General features: G+C 54.7%; 19 protein-coding genes. 15 read left to right on the forward strand and 4 right to left on the reverse strand.

Going from position 1 to position 13,406, the window contains the following annotated elements; all coding sequences use genetic code 11:
• Nucleotides 1–137 precede the first annotated feature (137 nt).
• From BVH06_RS04580 to BVH06_RS04650, 15 genes are all read left to right on the forward strand, one after another.
• Complete coding sequence (locus BVH06_RS04580; RefSeq protein WP_172140312.1) at nt 138–302, forward strand: DNA-binding protein; 165 nt, start codon at nt 138–140, stop codon at nt 300–302.
• On the forward strand, nt 302–502 hold the full coding sequence (locus BVH06_RS04585) for a hypothetical protein (protein WP_256575126.1): 201 nt from the start codon (nt 302–304) through the stop codon (nt 500–502). Before BVH06_RS04580 ends, BVH06_RS04585 begins: the two co-directional genes overlap by 1 nt.
• Nucleotides 499–723 carry a hypothetical protein gene (locus BVH06_RS04590; RefSeq protein WP_075933354.1) on the forward strand — a complete coding sequence of 75 codons (225 nt, stop codon included), beginning with the start codon at nt 499–501 and terminating at the stop codon, nt 721–723. Before BVH06_RS04585 ends, BVH06_RS04590 begins: the two co-directional genes overlap by 4 nt.
• A 3-nt stretch (nt 724–726) precedes the next feature.
• Nucleotides 727–1,059, forward strand: a complete 333-nt coding sequence (locus BVH06_RS26210; RefSeq protein WP_075933355.1) for a DUF5447 family protein — start codon at nt 727–729, stop codon at nt 1,057–1,059.
• Nucleotides 1,047–1,220 carry a hypothetical protein gene (locus BVH06_RS25690; RefSeq protein ID WP_168172884.1) on the forward strand — a complete coding sequence of 58 codons (174 nt, stop codon included), beginning with the start codon at nt 1,047–1,049 and terminating at the stop codon, nt 1,218–1,220. The genes BVH06_RS26210 and BVH06_RS25690 overlap by 13 nt, the downstream gene beginning before the upstream one ends.
• Nucleotides 1,220–1,417: a hypothetical protein gene (locus BVH06_RS04600; RefSeq protein ID WP_075933356.1), complete on the forward strand. Its 198-nt coding sequence runs from the start codon at nt 1,220–1,222 to the stop codon at nt 1,415–1,417. Before BVH06_RS25690 ends, BVH06_RS04600 begins: the two co-directional genes overlap by 1 nt.
• A complete protein-coding gene (locus tag BVH06_RS04605) occupies nt 1,407–1,631 on the forward strand; it encodes a hypothetical protein (RefSeq protein WP_075933357.1) in 225 nt (74 codons plus the stop codon). Before BVH06_RS04600 ends, BVH06_RS04605 begins: the two co-directional genes overlap by 11 nt.
• Nucleotides 1,632–1,810: 179 nt before the next feature.
• Complete coding sequence (locus BVH06_RS04610; protein ID WP_075933358.1) at nt 1,811–2,164, forward strand: hypothetical protein; 354 nt, start codon at nt 1,811–1,813, stop codon at nt 2,162–2,164.
• Nucleotides 2,165–2,448: 284 nt separating this feature from the next.
• A complete protein-coding gene (locus BVH06_RS04615) occupies nt 2,449–2,751 on the forward strand; it encodes a hypothetical protein (RefSeq protein ID WP_075933359.1) in 303 nt (100 codons plus the stop codon).
• A 20-nt stretch (nt 2,752–2,771) separates the two neighbouring features.
• Complete coding sequence (locus tag BVH06_RS25695; RefSeq protein WP_168172883.1) at nt 2,772–4,184, forward strand: hypothetical protein; 1,413 nt, start codon at nt 2,772–2,774, stop codon at nt 4,182–4,184.
• Nucleotides 4,184–4,561, forward strand: a complete 378-nt coding sequence (locus BVH06_RS04630) for a hypothetical protein (protein ID WP_075933362.1) — start codon at nt 4,184–4,186, stop codon at nt 4,559–4,561. Before BVH06_RS25695 ends, BVH06_RS04630 begins: the two co-directional genes overlap by 1 nt.
• 9 nt (nt 4,562–4,570) lie before the next feature.
• Nucleotides 4,571–5,671 (forward strand): zonular occludens toxin domain-containing protein, encoded by a 1,101-nt coding sequence (locus BVH06_RS04635; protein ID WP_075933363.1) that lies wholly within the window; start codon nt 4,571–4,573, stop codon nt 5,669–5,671.
• A 6-nt stretch (nt 5,672–5,677) separates the two neighbouring features.
• Complete coding sequence (locus BVH06_RS04640) at nt 5,678–7,021, forward strand: type II secretion system protein GspD (RefSeq protein WP_075933364.1); 1,344 nt, start codon at nt 5,678–5,680, stop codon at nt 7,019–7,021.
• A 67-nt stretch (nt 7,022–7,088) separates the two neighbouring features.
• A complete protein-coding gene (locus tag BVH06_RS04645; RefSeq protein WP_075933365.1) occupies nt 7,089–8,369 on the forward strand; it encodes a hypothetical protein in 1,281 nt (426 codons plus the stop codon).
• Nucleotides 8,369–9,349, forward strand: coding sequence for a tyrosine-type recombinase/integrase (locus BVH06_RS04650; RefSeq protein ID WP_075933366.1), 981 nt, complete (start codon nt 8,369–8,371; stop codon nt 9,347–9,349). The genes BVH06_RS04645 and BVH06_RS04650 overlap by 1 nt, the downstream gene beginning before the upstream one ends.
• A 10-nt stretch (nt 9,350–9,359) precedes the next feature.
• Here BVH06_RS04650 and BVH06_RS04655 read toward each other — a convergent pair whose 3' ends face one another.
• The 4 genes from BVH06_RS04655 to BVH06_RS25890 form a co-directional block, all read right to left on the reverse strand.
• Complete coding sequence (locus BVH06_RS04655) at nt 9,360–9,587, reverse strand: hypothetical protein (RefSeq protein WP_075933367.1); 228 nt, start codon at nt 9,585–9,587, stop codon at nt 9,360–9,362.
• Nucleotides 9,588–9,932: 345 nt separating this feature from the next.
• Nucleotides 9,933–11,156, reverse strand: coding sequence for a hypothetical protein (locus BVH06_RS25270; protein WP_139315517.1), 1,224 nt, complete (start codon nt 11,154–11,156; stop codon nt 9,933–9,935).
• Nucleotides 11,140–12,300: a nucleoid-associated protein gene (locus tag BVH06_RS04660; protein ID WP_075932789.1), complete on the reverse strand. Its 1,161-nt coding sequence runs from the start codon at nt 12,298–12,300 to the stop codon at nt 11,140–11,142. Before BVH06_RS04660 ends, BVH06_RS25270 begins: the two co-directional genes overlap by 17 nt.
• A gap of 48 nt (nt 12,301–12,348) precedes the next feature.
• On the reverse strand, nt 12,349–12,891 hold the full coding sequence (locus BVH06_RS25890) for a hypothetical protein (RefSeq protein WP_139315516.1): 543 nt from the start codon (nt 12,889–12,891) through the stop codon (nt 12,349–12,351).
• Nucleotides 12,892–13,406 lie beyond the last annotated feature (515 nt).

Below are 13,406 nucleotides of genomic sequence, written 5' to 3' on the forward strand. Positions count from 1 at the left end.
AAAGGGTAATGTTTGCACTATGTCCATGGCTATAGTCCATGTTGATAGTCCTTATAGACTCCCATAGTGCAACAAAGGCCAAGATTGTGGAAGGAACCGACCTGACTTTAAGCCGCGTAGTTGGAGCCCCGCCGGTGATGCCATGGCGCGAGTTTGCCAACTGGATCCGCATGGAGAACGAGCACGACACCGTGCGGGGCTGGATTCGCAACGGCTACCTGCCGTCCAAGAAGATCGGCAAATACGTGCTGGTGAACGTTGCACTGCTGACCAAGCAGCTCATGGAAGAGGAGTGGGAGTGATGAAGACTCAATACGTCGTCGAAACCTGCACCTTCCACGGCCTGACCAAGCAACGTCGCTGGCACCGCGTGCACACCGGCCCGTCTCTCATGGACTGCAACGCTTACGTCGGCAGCACCATTGCCAGCATGTACGCTCACTGGCGTCCTGAGCGTGCCCTGGATCTGTTCCGCGTCCGTGGCGTGAGGACTTCCGCATGAAAGCACCTGCCCTGTTCTCTGTTCAGCAATTCAAAGACCTCTGCGTCTGGCTGTTCTGGCTTTCGGCTTACGTGGCCTTCTGCGTGCTGTTCAGCCACCTGTTTAAGAGTCTTTGGGCTCTGCTTGTCGATGTGCCGGTACAGGCAATCGCCGCAATCGTGGCCGCTTCTATCGGTGCAATCGCTATCGGTTTTCGCCTAGCCATGGGGGAGGGCAGATGATCAATGCAAAAGTACCTGCACCAGCCCCACAGGCCGGACTGCGACTGCTCTGTCTGCTATGTCAAAAGACTGGGGCCTATCAGCCTGTCGCCACGCTGCGCCCAATGCCGCCCCGTGCGCTGTTTTCCGGTCGTTGGCCAAATGCGGCTGGTGAACGGGCACTGGCTGCACGTGAGCAGTACCTACCGCTGGGCCTCGGGCTTTACCTGTCCCCAGCACTCACCAACGCCGTGCCCGCCTCGGTACTGGTACATGGTGGAAAACATCGGCAAGCCAACGCCTTACGTCCCGCGCTGGGATCTGTTCGAGCTGGAGTCTGAGCCATGCACGACCTGACCGGATTTATGCCTGTAGGCGAGTGCTTTTACTGCGGCCAAACCCAGGTGGTGAGCTGCCAGGGCTTCAACGTGGCGGACATCCCGGACGTGATCGTTTGCGGGGACTGCCAGGACATCAACGAACGTCGCCTCGCTGACCTTGAAGGGAAAACCGAGTAATGCCCGGCATCGTCCTGACCGTCGCCCAAGCCGCTGAGCTGTTGCCCTTGGCCAGCCAGCAGTTGGGCCGCATCCAGCACCAACAGGACGCTGCCAACGAGAAAGGCATCCCGGAAAACTGGGGTGTGGATGAATGGCAGGAAATCGTAGAAGCCCTGCAAGGCCCAATCGTTCATGGGGTGGTGTATGTCGCCTGAGCTGTTCGTTGTGATCACGTACTGCCTGCTGGTTCTGTGCTTCATGACCCTTGGCCTGTTGTTCGCCTTCCTGCTGCTGCGCCGTGAGTTCTGCCCGCGCCGTGGTGGGCAGCCGAATCAGTCGCCTCCGGCGTCCGTGACTGGCCAACGCGATCACCCGGCCAGTTCACCGCGCGCACCGCCAGTCGCGGGCGACGGTGGCGAAATGGGATGACAAGGGCAAGGCCCTTGGTGTGAACAAACGATCAGGCAACGCCTGACCCGGCTTTAACCCCCGGTAGACCGATAAGCACCTGCAGGTTTTGAACTTCGAAGTTCACCTGCACGGACTCGCTCGGCCTGCTGAAAGGCAAAACCGCGCAATAACGCGCAACTGAAAAGAGGAAACACCCAATGGCACGTTCGACTATGGAAGTTGCATTCCTGGGCACTCAGATGACCCAAGTTGATGACACCAAATACGCCAAGGTCTTCTACGGCGACGAACCAGACGGCAAGACCGAACACGGCCTGTCGATCATCGGCATGGCCATCGCTGAAGACGCCGCCGACGAAGTATTCATGGCCGGCGCCCAGTTCGAGCCTCTGCAACTGGTGCGCATCACCTTCGACGTCGCCCGCGGCGGCCAGAACAAGGGCAAGAACCTCGCTCTGCATATCGAAGCCGTGGACAACAAAGCCCGTACCACGGCGAGCCCTGCGCCTGCTGCCAACACCGGCAAGCCTGCCGACCCGGCCAAAGCCTAACCCTGGCCGCCTGGAGCTCACCGCATGGGAATCGACGCCTATCTGGCCAACGTCACCCTCGGTGATCTCTGGGCCCTGCAGTTCATTCAAGGCGTGGTGATGATCGCCGCCCTTGGCCTTATCCACGGGCACCAGAGGTAACGGTTTATGGCTTTCACCTGGGGGCAGTACCTCGTTATCGCTGGGCTCTTTGTGGGTGCTCTCGGGATTGGCGTGTCCTGGGGGGCCTTCCGGCTGGGCTGGAAGGAAATCGTCGACGCTTCAACCAACTGAGGAAACAACTCATGTACCAAAGCAAAAAAGAAGCTGCCATTCGTGGCGGCCAGCTCGTACAGAACGAGGCCAGTGTCGGTAAAGCACTGGGCGGCAAATCGCTCGCTCTGATCACTGCCGGTGCGGCCTCGCTGACTGCCGGTTCCGCCAATGCTGCAATCACCGTCCCGCCTGAGCTGCTCGAAGTCTTCACCGATCTGGCGCTCGCGTTCGGCACCCTGATGGCGGCTGGTGCCGTGCTGTTCGGCGTTATCCGTGGTGGTGTGGCCCTGTTCAAGATCGCCGGTCGCGTATTCAGCGCTGCGGGCGCCTAAACAGGGTTGGGGGTCGACTGATGCGTACGGCTTTCGGCCTCCGCCTGTTACTTGCTCTCACCCTTATGGGGTGGGGGCAGTTTGTTTTTGCTGAGGGCAACTTTTGGCAAGTTGATGGCGATGAGAGCTCCCGTGCGGGCTCCGCTCAAGCGCTTTGCGCTCGCCTCGTCGGTGAGTTCAACGCCGATGCCTATTGGCGAATTTACGATGATGCGGCCATCCCTGAGCAGCGTAAATTCTGCGATGCCTACGGCAACATCGGTCAGACCTTCAAGATCTGGCCGCTTGTTCGTCTGAGCTGTCCTGCGGGTACCACCGTAGATCCTGTCACCGGCAAATGCTCGTCACCTCCTGTTGAGTGTGAGCCGTTAACAGGTCAGCGCTTCAGTTTCTTCGCCGTCGTCCCGAACGGTGGCAATAGCCTCCCTGGTGAGTACATCTGCCAGCAGGGCTGCCGTGCTGCCTGGTCTGGTGAGTGCGGTGCTAATGATCAAGGCATATCCGCTTGCTCGGGCCTTGCTACCTACAACGGACAGGTTTGCCAAAGCGGCGACACTCCGTCCGGCCTCGGTACACCTCCAAAAGATCCGAGTGAGCCAACCGACCCCACTACGCCGCCCGATCCAACTGACCCGCCAGACCCTACCGATCCGCCTCCGGTCTGCGGCCCTGGTCATACATGGTCGGGCACTACCTGCGTAAAAGACCCACCCAAACAATGCGATCCCTCCACGGGTGAAGTCTGCCCGCCGACTGATCCTACTGACCCGAATAACCCCACCGATCCAACCGACCCCGATAACCCTGGCGACGGCGGTGATGGTGACGGCTCTGGTGATGGCGACGGCGATACCGGTACGGGCGAACCCGGCGACGGCGACCAAGAAAAGCTTGGCGAGAAGATCGACAAGACCAACAGCCTGCTCGATGGCATCAGCAAAGCCCTGGGCAACCTGGGCGATGCCTTCAAAGAGTTTGCCGAGGATGCCCTGGGCGAGAAGTACGACGGCGAAGGGGACGGCGACGATAAGAGCATCGGCGAAGCCGCTGCAGGTTTGGCCGGTAGCTTGGCTGGCAACTTCGGCCAGGGCCTGAATGATTCCCTGGAAGCTCAGGAAGCACTCAACCAAGGCACCTTGGGCGACTTGCCCAACCTCGTCGGCAATGAGTGGTTCGGCCCCGGCACCGTGGCCTATTCCACGGTGTTCATGATCGACAAGGTGTTGCCTCGCGCCGGCAACTGTTCCGCCTTCGATGTGAAAGTCGATGCCGGAAAGCTGCACACCAACCTGCGCCTGGACGCCTGTGAGCTGAGCCGCATTAAGCCCCTGCTCGAGTGGATCGTGTGGATGGGCACCATCATCGGCGTGTGGCGAATCGCCTATGCCGGCCTGCGTCTTGAAAACGCCAAAGCCGAAAAAGGAGGCTTCTGATGCTCGGCTGGATCAAAGGGTTCTTGCAGAAGTTCTTCCCCAACCTGTTCAAGCGTTTCAACGGCTGGCTGCTGGCATTCATCACGCCGCTGATTGCGCCGTTTTTCGAGTTCATCACCAAGCTCTTTCGCAAGGTCGCGCTGTTCCTGCTGATCGTCGCCGCCATCGGCACGGCCATCGTCGTGTTCGCCAAGGCCGTTGAATCGGTGGTCGGGCGCATCGCTACCGAAATGGCCCCCGCTGACCTGATCGTCTTCGGCCAGATGTTCCTGCCGAGCAACTTGGCTCAGGGCATCACCATCCTTCTGTTCGCCCGCCTGCACTCCCTGGTGTTCATGTGGGTGCACCGCCTCACTGAAAAGTTTATCCACACCTGAGGATCGCCCGTGGCCGTCTACATCGTTACCGGCAAGCTGGGTGCTGGCAAAACCCTGCTGTGCATCCTCAAGATTCTGGAATACCTCAAAGCCCGCCGCCGCGTTGCCGTCAACGTCGATGTGAAGATGGACAAGCTCTGCCGGGGGGATAACAAGTACTCGCGCCTTGTCCGCCTGCCTGACCTGCCATCGGCTGAAGATCTGGTCGGTTTGGGCTTCGGCCATGAAACCTACGACGAAGAGAAATTCGGCGGGATCTTCCTCGACGAAGCCGGCGTGTGGCTCAACTCCCGCGACTGGAATTCCGGTGGCCGTACCGACCTGCTGAAGTTCTTCCTGTTCCTGCGCAAACGCCGCTGGGATCTGTGGTTGTGCGTGCAAAACGTCAACGTCATCGATAAGCAGATTCGCGAATCCATCGCTGAGCACGTGGTGTACATCAACCGCTGGGACAAGCTGAAGATTCCCTTCGTGTTCCGCCTGCCGCTGCGTGTCCTGAGCTTGGGTATGTGGAAAGGCAACCTGCCGAAACTGCATCAGGCCATCGTGAAATACGGCGCCAAGTTCAACTCACCCAAGGTTGAAGACTGGTTCTACCAAGGCAAAGAGTTCTACAGCTATTACGACACCACCCAGGAATACAACAAGGACTACGACAAGGGCTCGTACTCCATGCTCCCGCCCGGCTACTGGCGTCGCCGCCTTCCTGCATCACCTCGCGACCTGGGGTTTCTCATGCGCACCACCAAAATATTCTTCCGCCGCACTCGGGTGGTGAACGCCTTTTTCCTGGGCGGCCTGATCACCCTGTTTGTTTCGCTGCCGGTGTTCTCGGCTATTGCCTGGATTCGTACGCCGGGCGTCGCCGTACAGGAAAAACCAGCCGCTGTAGAAGAAGAGAAAAAGGCCACCTTGGCCGAAGAGTTCGAGGGCTACCGCATCGCCTCCTATGGGCTCATGTCGGGCCAGTCCCGCTATGTGTTCGTGGATCCCGACGGCAAGCGCATCCGCTCCGAGGATCTGCTCTCCCGCGCTATCACCATCGATCCACGGGGGCCGCGAGAAGTGCGGTTGCTGCGTGGTACCGACTCCCTCACCGTCTACAGGTAATCGGCCATGAAACGTTGGCTTTCTCTGGTACTGCTGCCGCTCGCCCTCACTTCCACGCTCGCCCGCGCTGCTGTGGAGAAGATCGAACTGTACGACTCCACCCTGCAGGACTTCGTAGAGTGGGCCGCCGTGATGCTGAATAAATCGGTGGTCGTCGGTTCCGATATCCGCTCGGCGCCGATCTCGATTTTCGCCACCTTCGATGGCCCCCAGGAACTCGAACAGCTCTTGGAAAACGCCGTCCTGTCTTCGGGCTTTCACTACTCCAAAAGCCCCAACGCGATCCGCATCAGCGCACAACCGATTCAGGAATCGCCCGTCCTGGTCACAGAGGTGATTCAGCTCCAGCACCTGCAGTCCGACTTCGCCGAACAGTCCGTCCGCGATGTGCTGGCTTCCCGCGCTGACCGCAACACTGAGAACAACACCACCGGCCAGGTACTCGTCACACCGTCGCCCACCTCGAACGCCCTGATCGTCACTGCCACGCGCCCCCAGCTCGACGCCATCAAAGAGGTGGTCACCGAAATCGACCGACCGCGGCGACAGGTGCAAATCACCGCGGTGGTGGCTGAGCTGTCGGATAACGACTTCGAAGCCCTGGGCCTTAATGCCGCTGCCGGCTCAAACCGCCTCGATCTGTCGGGCCGCACCATCCGTTCTTCGGATCGCTCCGACCTGGGCTTCAGCCTCACGTTCTCCGGCCCGACCATCTCGGCCTTCCTGCAGGCGGTGCGCTCCAGCTCCAGCAGCAACCTGTTATCCACGCCTCAGCTACTGACCCTCAACCGTGAACCCGCATCCATCGTCGTCGGCCAGAACGTCCCCTTTATCACCGGCCAGACCACCAGTGGCTCCACTCCGGCATCAGATCCGTTTCAAACCATCGTGCGCCAGGATGTGGGCGTAACCCTACAGGTCACGCCCTTCATCACGCCGGCCGACGCGATAGAGCTGCAGGTCAGCCAGTCCGCCTCTAGCGTCTCGGACGACAACACCGCCGCCGACATCATCACCAACACGCGCCGCATCATCACGCGGGTACAGCTCAAGGATGGCCAGGGGGTGCTCCTGGGTGGGCTGCGATCGACGCAAACCGATCGCTCTACCAGCGCGGTGCCGATCCTCGGTGATATCCCGTACCTGGGGCGCGCCTTCCGCTACGAATCCAACCGCGTACGCACCACCAACCTTGTGGTGCTCATAACCGCCCGTATACAGGCCCTGAACCACAACGAGCTGATGCCGGCTGATGCGGGGCCGTGGATGGATCTTTCGTTCGGCGCGTTGCCCGGCGGTGGTTTGGGCGCAGCCCGTGACACCGCCGGGCGCGCGACGGGCGCCCGGTGACGTCCCTGTAACACGTCAGATAAACCAGCTTGAAAGTGGCCATTATTGGCCAATAAGGGAAAAACAGATGAGCGTTAAAGACCAGCGACGGATTGACCGAGCAACCGGCTCAGAGAGCAAGACGGGTCGTCTCTTCATGGATGCTGCGTCAGCAGCATTGACCGACCTTTCGCGAGTACGCCTGCTGCGCTGTGGCGTGGACACCGTGCGCCAGTTGTATCGGGGCCTGATCCGCCCTGAGATCATGTGCCTGTTCGAGAAGCCCGGCGCCATGGTCGAATTCGCTGACCAGATCTGGCACTCGGGCCGTGTCAGCAAAGACTCTGGCTACCAGTACAAGCTCCAGAACGCTGACCTCGGCATCATCCTGCTGGTGAAGAACTTCAACGCCAAGATCGACGCCATCGGCGCCCACCTGAAAATCGAAGTCTCGCCCCATGCCATCGACGCGCTGTCGCCTGAGCGCCTGCAAGACCGCATGGACTATTACGCCTCGGCTGTCCTGACCCACCGTGAAATCAACCAGTGCGCAGTCCACCTCGCCCTGGATCTGCAAGGCTGGAAACCGCCTGTAGATCTGGTCGCCCGTATGCACTGCCGGGCACGCACTCAACGCGATATTTCGGGCATCAATGAAATCAACTGGACCACAAAATCCAGCACCTACGGTCGCGGCGAAACCTTCATGTTCGGTTCGGCCAGCGGCGTGCAACTGGCGATCTACAACAAGACCGAGCAAGCCCGGGCAACCGACAAACTCGACTACTGGGAAAGCGTGTGGAAGCGCCGCGACAGCTTCGACCCACAAGATCCCGATAACTATGATCCTGACGCCGATGTATGGCGCGTAGAGCTGCGCTATCACCATTCGGTCATCCAGCAATTCGCCAGTGGCTCAATCGACCTGAAGTCCGGCGCACTGATCGACACCAGCTCCTTTGCCGCCTTCGCTGGGCATCTGGACGGCCTGTGGCGCTATGGCTTGAGGCAATTCAAGTTGCTGGCCCGCCCAGGATATTTCGAGCCCATCTGGACGCTGATCCGCGACGACGTGCGCGTCGATCTGCCGGTGGACTCCCTGCTCGATGACACCGAATACAAGCGTTACTACAAGACCTCGCGTGGCTTCTCCGGCAAGAACGTGGAGCTATTCCTGGGAAACTTCGTAAGCCTGCTGGCAAGGGAAAAGGTGGGCGCAAAAAAGGCGTTTAAGACCCTGCAGCAATGGGACTGCTGGCCGGTCATCCGCGATCATTACGCCGCCAAGGACATGACCCAGGACGATCTCTACAAACATATCCGGGATCTTCTGCAGGAGCGTCACGTGCGGTGGGGTAGAGCGGTCTGATGGCGATCAAGAAGCTTCCTGATGGCCGTTGGCATGTAGACATTGAACCCGCTCATGACCGGCGTTTTCGTAGAACCTTCAAAACCAAGGGTGAGGCTCAACGCTTTGAAACTACCTGCCGCTCCAAGGTAGCTGAATCGCGCGACTGGTCGCCAAGGCCCAAGGATAAACGTCGGCTCTCTGAGCTTATGCAGCTCTGGTATGACTTGCACGGCCACTCACTGCGATATGCAGCCGGTCGCCTGCGTAAACTGCTCTATCTTGCTAAGCGTCTGCGCAATCCCGTGGCCATCCGACTCGACCCGCATGTCTACGCTAATGACCGGCGCTTGAGGATGGAAGCCGGCACTTCGCCCAAGACGCTCAATAACGAGCTGGGTTACCTGCGTGCCGTGTACAACGAGCTGCGCGGCCTGGGCGTTATTGACTACCCGAATCCGCTGGAGCTGGTTAAGCCATTGCGTGTCCAAGAACGTGAGTTGTCCTGGCTGACTAATGAGCAGATAGCCGAGTTGCTGCAGGCGATCCGTTCGGGCTGCGATAACCCGCACGTCGAAATCATCGTGTTGATCTGCTTGGCCACTGGTGCCAGATGGTCTGAGGCCGAAAAGCTCAAGCCGCATTCGTTGCGTAACCGGGTGATTACGTTCAGTGGTACCAAAAGCGGCAAGGTACGATCGGTGCCGATCTCTGCCGAGCTTGAAGCCAGGATCATTCGTCACTGGCGTGAGTATGGCCAGCCAAACTCGGCCATTACCGCGTTCCGCCGCGCCTTGGCCCGCACGACCATCAAGCTACCGAAGGGGCAGGCAGCGCATGCACTGCGCCATACCTTCGCTAGCCACTTCATCCAAAACGGCGGAAACATCGTCACGCTACAGCGAATCCTGGGTCATTCGAGCTTGGCCATGACCATGCGGTATGCGCATCTCGCTCCTGACCATCTGCAGGACGCTTTACGTTTCGGCCCTACGTTGTGAATCTCAGCGGCTACTTATCGCTGATTCTCGCCCTGGCTAAGGCATTCGCTGCAAGGTGCTTGATATACCTCAGCTCGCCCGGCGTGTGCTTATCTGACTGGTGCGCTTCGATCAATCTCACAAGCTCATTAATACTTTTTGGATCTTTCGCCATCTCAGCCTTGATGATTTCGATAGCACCGTCAGCGCAATAGCGCTCAACTCCGCCGAAATTCAGTTCTCCGACGTTTATCTTCAATTTCGACCCTCCGCGCACTTTCTCAGCCGGCGTGAAGGTAAAGCATGAGCGCCCTTACGCAAGCAGTAATCATAGATACTTACGACTAATTTACGACACACAAAGAAAAACCCCTGACTTTCTCTAGGAAAATCAGGGGTTTATTTGGTGGAGCCGGGGGGATTTGAATCCGTTTCAATTACTGCCCTTTGCTGCCTATGTTTGCTCAACGTCAGCAAATACGCACCGTATGTTTATTCACGCCTGCCCAATGTAGCCCTTTGCTGCCTAGCGTTTACGACACTTTTTCGACACCACGACGCTTTCCAATCTTGGGTTGGATCGTTTTTCGCCTGAGTCAGCTCGCTAAGGAATGCTCAGGTCTTTAATCTGTGAGAAAGCAAATTTTAATATCTGTTTTGTGAAGTCGTTTAGTTCGTCGTTTTTTGCGATGGCATAAATAATTCCTATGATTAACACACCTGCAGCAAGGTCATTTATAAAAATCAGTCTTGATTTGGATTTTATTATGATGGTGAGTAATTTTTCTTTTGCTTCCTCTGCGCTTACTCGTACTTCGTTTTCATCTTTCATCACTTCGTAACGTTTTAGGGAACGTTTTATTTGCTCGGCTAAAGCGTCGTAAGCCTCAGAATGAATTCTGTTGGCTATGACGGTCAGAATCCATACACATAATAGAGAAAAGCATACCATTCCTAACGATGGGATATCATCACTTCGAGCTAGTGCCGCAACAGCAATTACTGCTCCTGGAATTGCAAAAGCTTTTGTTTGGCTTGAGGATATTGAATCGTTGATTTTTGTTATGTACTCAGTGGACTTTTCTTCTATTTCTGTAAGTAATTTATTTGCCGAGAATTTGTGAAGATATACATCGTAGTTTTCTTTGTATTTCTTTTGTAGTCTACTCCCCTGCGTTATCAGCCAAGGCATTGATGTGTTTTCTTCAAGTAATTCCGCTAGGGATGTTCTTAAAACATCTCTACGTTCTTTTTGATGACCATCTAAAAGTTTGATTGCACTGTGTAGTTGGTCAAGATCTTCGCTCGTGCTGTCTGTAATGCACAGCTCCAACAGTTCAGGGAGCTTGATTTTTTTAGGGTTTACTTCGTAAATCTTTGCTCCTTTGTCTGTGCTTATGAAGTATATGAGCGTTGAATCATTGCCCTCTGAGCCTCTGTGGTCTTTGAGACTCGTCAGAAATTGTCTCCAGCTCAGATAGTGCTCTATCGTTTTTATTTCTTTTGCTTTTTTATCGCACTCACTATGAATTTTTTCTTTAAGAATATAGTAATTTGCCGGGAGTTTTTCATGGTTCCTTGCCTCATCCCATAGAGCTTCAATTGACTCATAAAAGGGAGAGTTGTTGTCCCAAGCTTCGGCGTCTAGTTCAATAGCTAAGTAATATATTTCGGCATCATGGCTTTCTATGGTTTGGGCTCTCAAGTACCCAATCTCACAAATTTCACTGTGAGCTTTTCTAAGTTCTTCTTCGCTACCGTAAATGCAAAGAAAGCCGCCCTCTGCCTTGGGCGGTAACTTTTGTAAAAGCTCAGTTAGAGTCTTCATCTGAGCTCTCGTGATCTCCAATGCTAGCTTTTATTTTCTCTCTATCTGCTTCGCTTAAGGGGATTTTTAGATAAGTTAGCTCGTCATCTACCTGCACCGGTTTATTCGATCCTGCGTATCCTATCGATGCAGCTTTTACCGATACAGAATAGTTGCTATTGAAATCAGTGATTTTAATAGAGATGCTTTTTTCTAAAGCTTGCCGTGTCGCTTCAAAAACAGAGTTGATTTGAAATCCATTTTCATTTGCATATTTAGCAAATGTTGCTGTGAGTTTGTGTCCTGCAGGTAGGCCTTTGTCTATTACTTGTTGTATTTCAACTAGTGAAACTTGTTTGCCCAGATTTTTTTCAATATGTTCGTAAACTTTTTCAGTAACCTTTTTCAGGAATGCTGGCCCAAGTTTATTCTCATTTGAGAATTTCTTGATTGCCTCGAACACATTGTTTACGCTTTGCTGGTTTGTGACTTTTATGTCGCACCCTAAAGCTGTTTTGAAAAACTCAGCTTTTGACTTCCCGTCGATGAAGTGCAGGTACGCTGAACCTTCTTTTTTGGGGTGTATCTCGAGAAATAGCGTCAGATCGAACATTGCAGCTTGTCGCAATGCGTCAGTATCTATAGGTTGTAATCTTCTCGGCTGAAGGGTTCCTTCTTCAAATTCAAAGGCTCCTTTTTTGTCAACCATTACAATCATCAGTCTTCCATGATCTTCATAGTCGCCAAAAGTTTTGTAATGCATGAACACGATGTTTCCGCCTACAAGGTTTCGACTCTCCGACTCATTGGCTGTTATGGTTAGAATTTTTATCAGTTCTACCGCTAAGTCATCTAGCGCTATATCTCCTGATATTAGTTTTTTTAATCCATCCGGTGTTTTGTTAGATGGTAGTCCAGAAAAATAGCTGTGAAACTTATTTTTTCTTCGAAACTTTTTTTGTATTTGCTCAACGAATTCTGTAGAAACGTTGTTTTTCAAATTCCATGTGTTACCGACTTGATACTTGAAGGGGTGGCCTTTAGTCTCTTTGTCTCGTTCTAGTGATGCAGTTATAGCTGCTAGTACAGATATGCTAGGTGAAGCAGTCGGTGTTTTCTCTGATTTGCTATCTTCGCTAACTTCAGTGCCCACTTTGTTGTTCATGGCTTTCCCTATTCTGCTTGTGCTGACTTATATTATTATCTTTGCTGGTTAATCTCTGTGGCTTAGCCCAACTGCAGACCTACAGTTTCTGCGTTCTATGCTTCCTTCCTTGTGAGGCCAGCACGCGCGATCTTTCATGCTAGGTGACTGTTCTATTATTGTTACGCGCACCTTGTCTGCACTCTTCGCCGTCTCTCTTACTTGATGTGCTCGTGTTGCAGGTATCACATTGACTGCATGAGCCGGTAGATATGTTGCTGCGTTGTATTCAGTTTGTTTAGGCTGCTGAATCTGAGTACTTTGCGAAGTTCGCTCCGTTTCGCTTGAGCGTCTCGCCACCTCTTCAACGATCTTGTCCCAGTCTTTTTCGGCGGGCGCCGATCTGGTGATTTCTGCGATGGGGGCTTGCTTTGACTTTTGGCCGTTAAGTATTTGGTCAGCCACGTCATGCATATAAAGCGCGCTCAGGGTGTAGAGCATTCCTACCGTGAGGATGCTTCCCAGAAATGACGCAACAATCCATGTTGATCCATTGCTTCTGCGGGCACTTGGCCTGAAGTGAGTCGGTGCATCATCCCTGTCAGCTTTCATTCCTTCATCCTTGTCGTTCGGGCGTACCAGCGCCTAGCTACTTCCTGAGTGATCGCTATCCCGCGTTTTGACCGGTCAAGGTTCGATTGGCCTCGTCGTATTCGGGGCTCGTTTGGCCGATTTCAGGCATCACCTCCCCAGTGCTCAGCCACCATCTGTAATTCGGGTAAGCCTTGCCCAATATCTCTATTTCTTCAGCTCCGACCCGCGCTCTGCCGCGCTTAATACTCACCCAACGGTTGTAGTCCGTCTCGCCTGCTCGGGTCAGCTCGCTGAGGTTGCTCGCGCTGATTAGTAGAAGGGCTCTATCAGTAATGTTCATTCAATAGAAATATAGATTATTTGGACTATGTACAAGACATACTCTAAAGGGTAATGTTTGCACTATGTCCATGGCTATAGTCCATGTTGATAGTCCTTATAGACTCCCATAGTGCAACAAAGGCCAAGATTGTGGAAGGAACCGACCTGACTTTAAGCCGCGTAGTTGGAGCCCCGCCGGTGATGCCATGGCG

It is taken from the genome of Pseudomonas sp. PA27(2017), assembly GCF_001945445.1.
In the GTDB taxonomy this organism is placed as follows: domain Bacteria; phylum Pseudomonadota; class Gammaproteobacteria; order Pseudomonadales; family Pseudomonadaceae; genus Aquipseudomonas.

Bases quoted from the DNA above. Each gene is read 5' to 3' on its own strand.
- BVH06_RS04580 (WP_172140312.1), top strand. From the start codon at position 138: ATGCCATGGCGCGAGTTTGCCAACTGGATCCGCATGGAGAACGAGCAC.
- BVH06_RS04585 (WP_256575126.1), top strand. From the start codon at position 302: ATGAAGACTCAATACGTCGTCGAAACCTGCACCTTCCACGGCCTGACC.
- BVH06_RS04590 (WP_075933354.1), top strand. From the start codon at position 499: ATGAAAGCACCTGCCCTGTTCTCTGTTCAGCAATTCAAAGACCTCTGC.
- BVH06_RS26210 (WP_075933355.1), top strand. From the start codon at position 727: ATGCAAAAGTACCTGCACCAGCCCCACAGGCCGGACTGCGACTGCTCT.
- BVH06_RS25690 (WP_168172884.1), top strand. From the start codon at position 1,047: ATGCACGACCTGACCGGATTTATGCCTGTAGGCGAGTGCTTTTACTGC.
- BVH06_RS04600 (WP_075933356.1), top strand. From the start codon at position 1,220: ATGCCCGGCATCGTCCTGACCGTCGCCCAAGCCGCTGAGCTGTTGCCC.
- BVH06_RS04605 (WP_075933357.1), top strand. From the start codon at position 1,407: ATGTCGCCTGAGCTGTTCGTTGTGATCACGTACTGCCTGCTGGTTCTG.
- BVH06_RS04610 (WP_075933358.1), top strand. From the start codon at position 1,811: ATGGCACGTTCGACTATGGAAGTTGCATTCCTGGGCACTCAGATGACC.
- BVH06_RS04615 (WP_075933359.1), top strand. From the start codon at position 2,449: ATGTACCAAAGCAAAAAAGAAGCTGCCATTCGTGGCGGCCAGCTCGTA.
- BVH06_RS25695 (WP_168172883.1), top strand. From the start codon at position 2,772: ATGCGTACGGCTTTCGGCCTCCGCCTGTTACTTGCTCTCACCCTTATG.
- BVH06_RS04630 (WP_075933362.1), top strand. From the start codon at position 4,184: ATGCTCGGCTGGATCAAAGGGTTCTTGCAGAAGTTCTTCCCCAACCTG.
- BVH06_RS04640 (WP_075933364.1), top strand. From the start codon at position 5,678: ATGAAACGTTGGCTTTCTCTGGTACTGCTGCCGCTCGCCCTCACTTCC.
- BVH06_RS04645 (WP_075933365.1), top strand. From the start codon at position 7,089: ATGAGCGTTAAAGACCAGCGACGGATTGACCGAGCAACCGGCTCAGAG.
- BVH06_RS04650 (WP_075933366.1), top strand. From the start codon at position 8,369: ATGGCGATCAAGAAGCTTCCTGATGGCCGTTGGCATGTAGACATTGAA.
- BVH06_RS25270 (WP_139315517.1), bottom strand. From the start codon at position 11,156: ATGAAGACTCTAACTGAGCTTTTACAAAAGTTACCGCCCAAGGCAGAG.
- BVH06_RS04660 (WP_075932789.1), bottom strand. From the start codon at position 12,300: ATGAACAACAAAGTGGGCACTGAAGTTAGCGAAGATAGCAAATCAGAG.
- BVH06_RS25890 (WP_139315516.1), bottom strand. From the start codon at position 12,891: ATGAAAGCTGACAGGGATGATGCACCGACTCACTTCAGGCCAAGTGCC.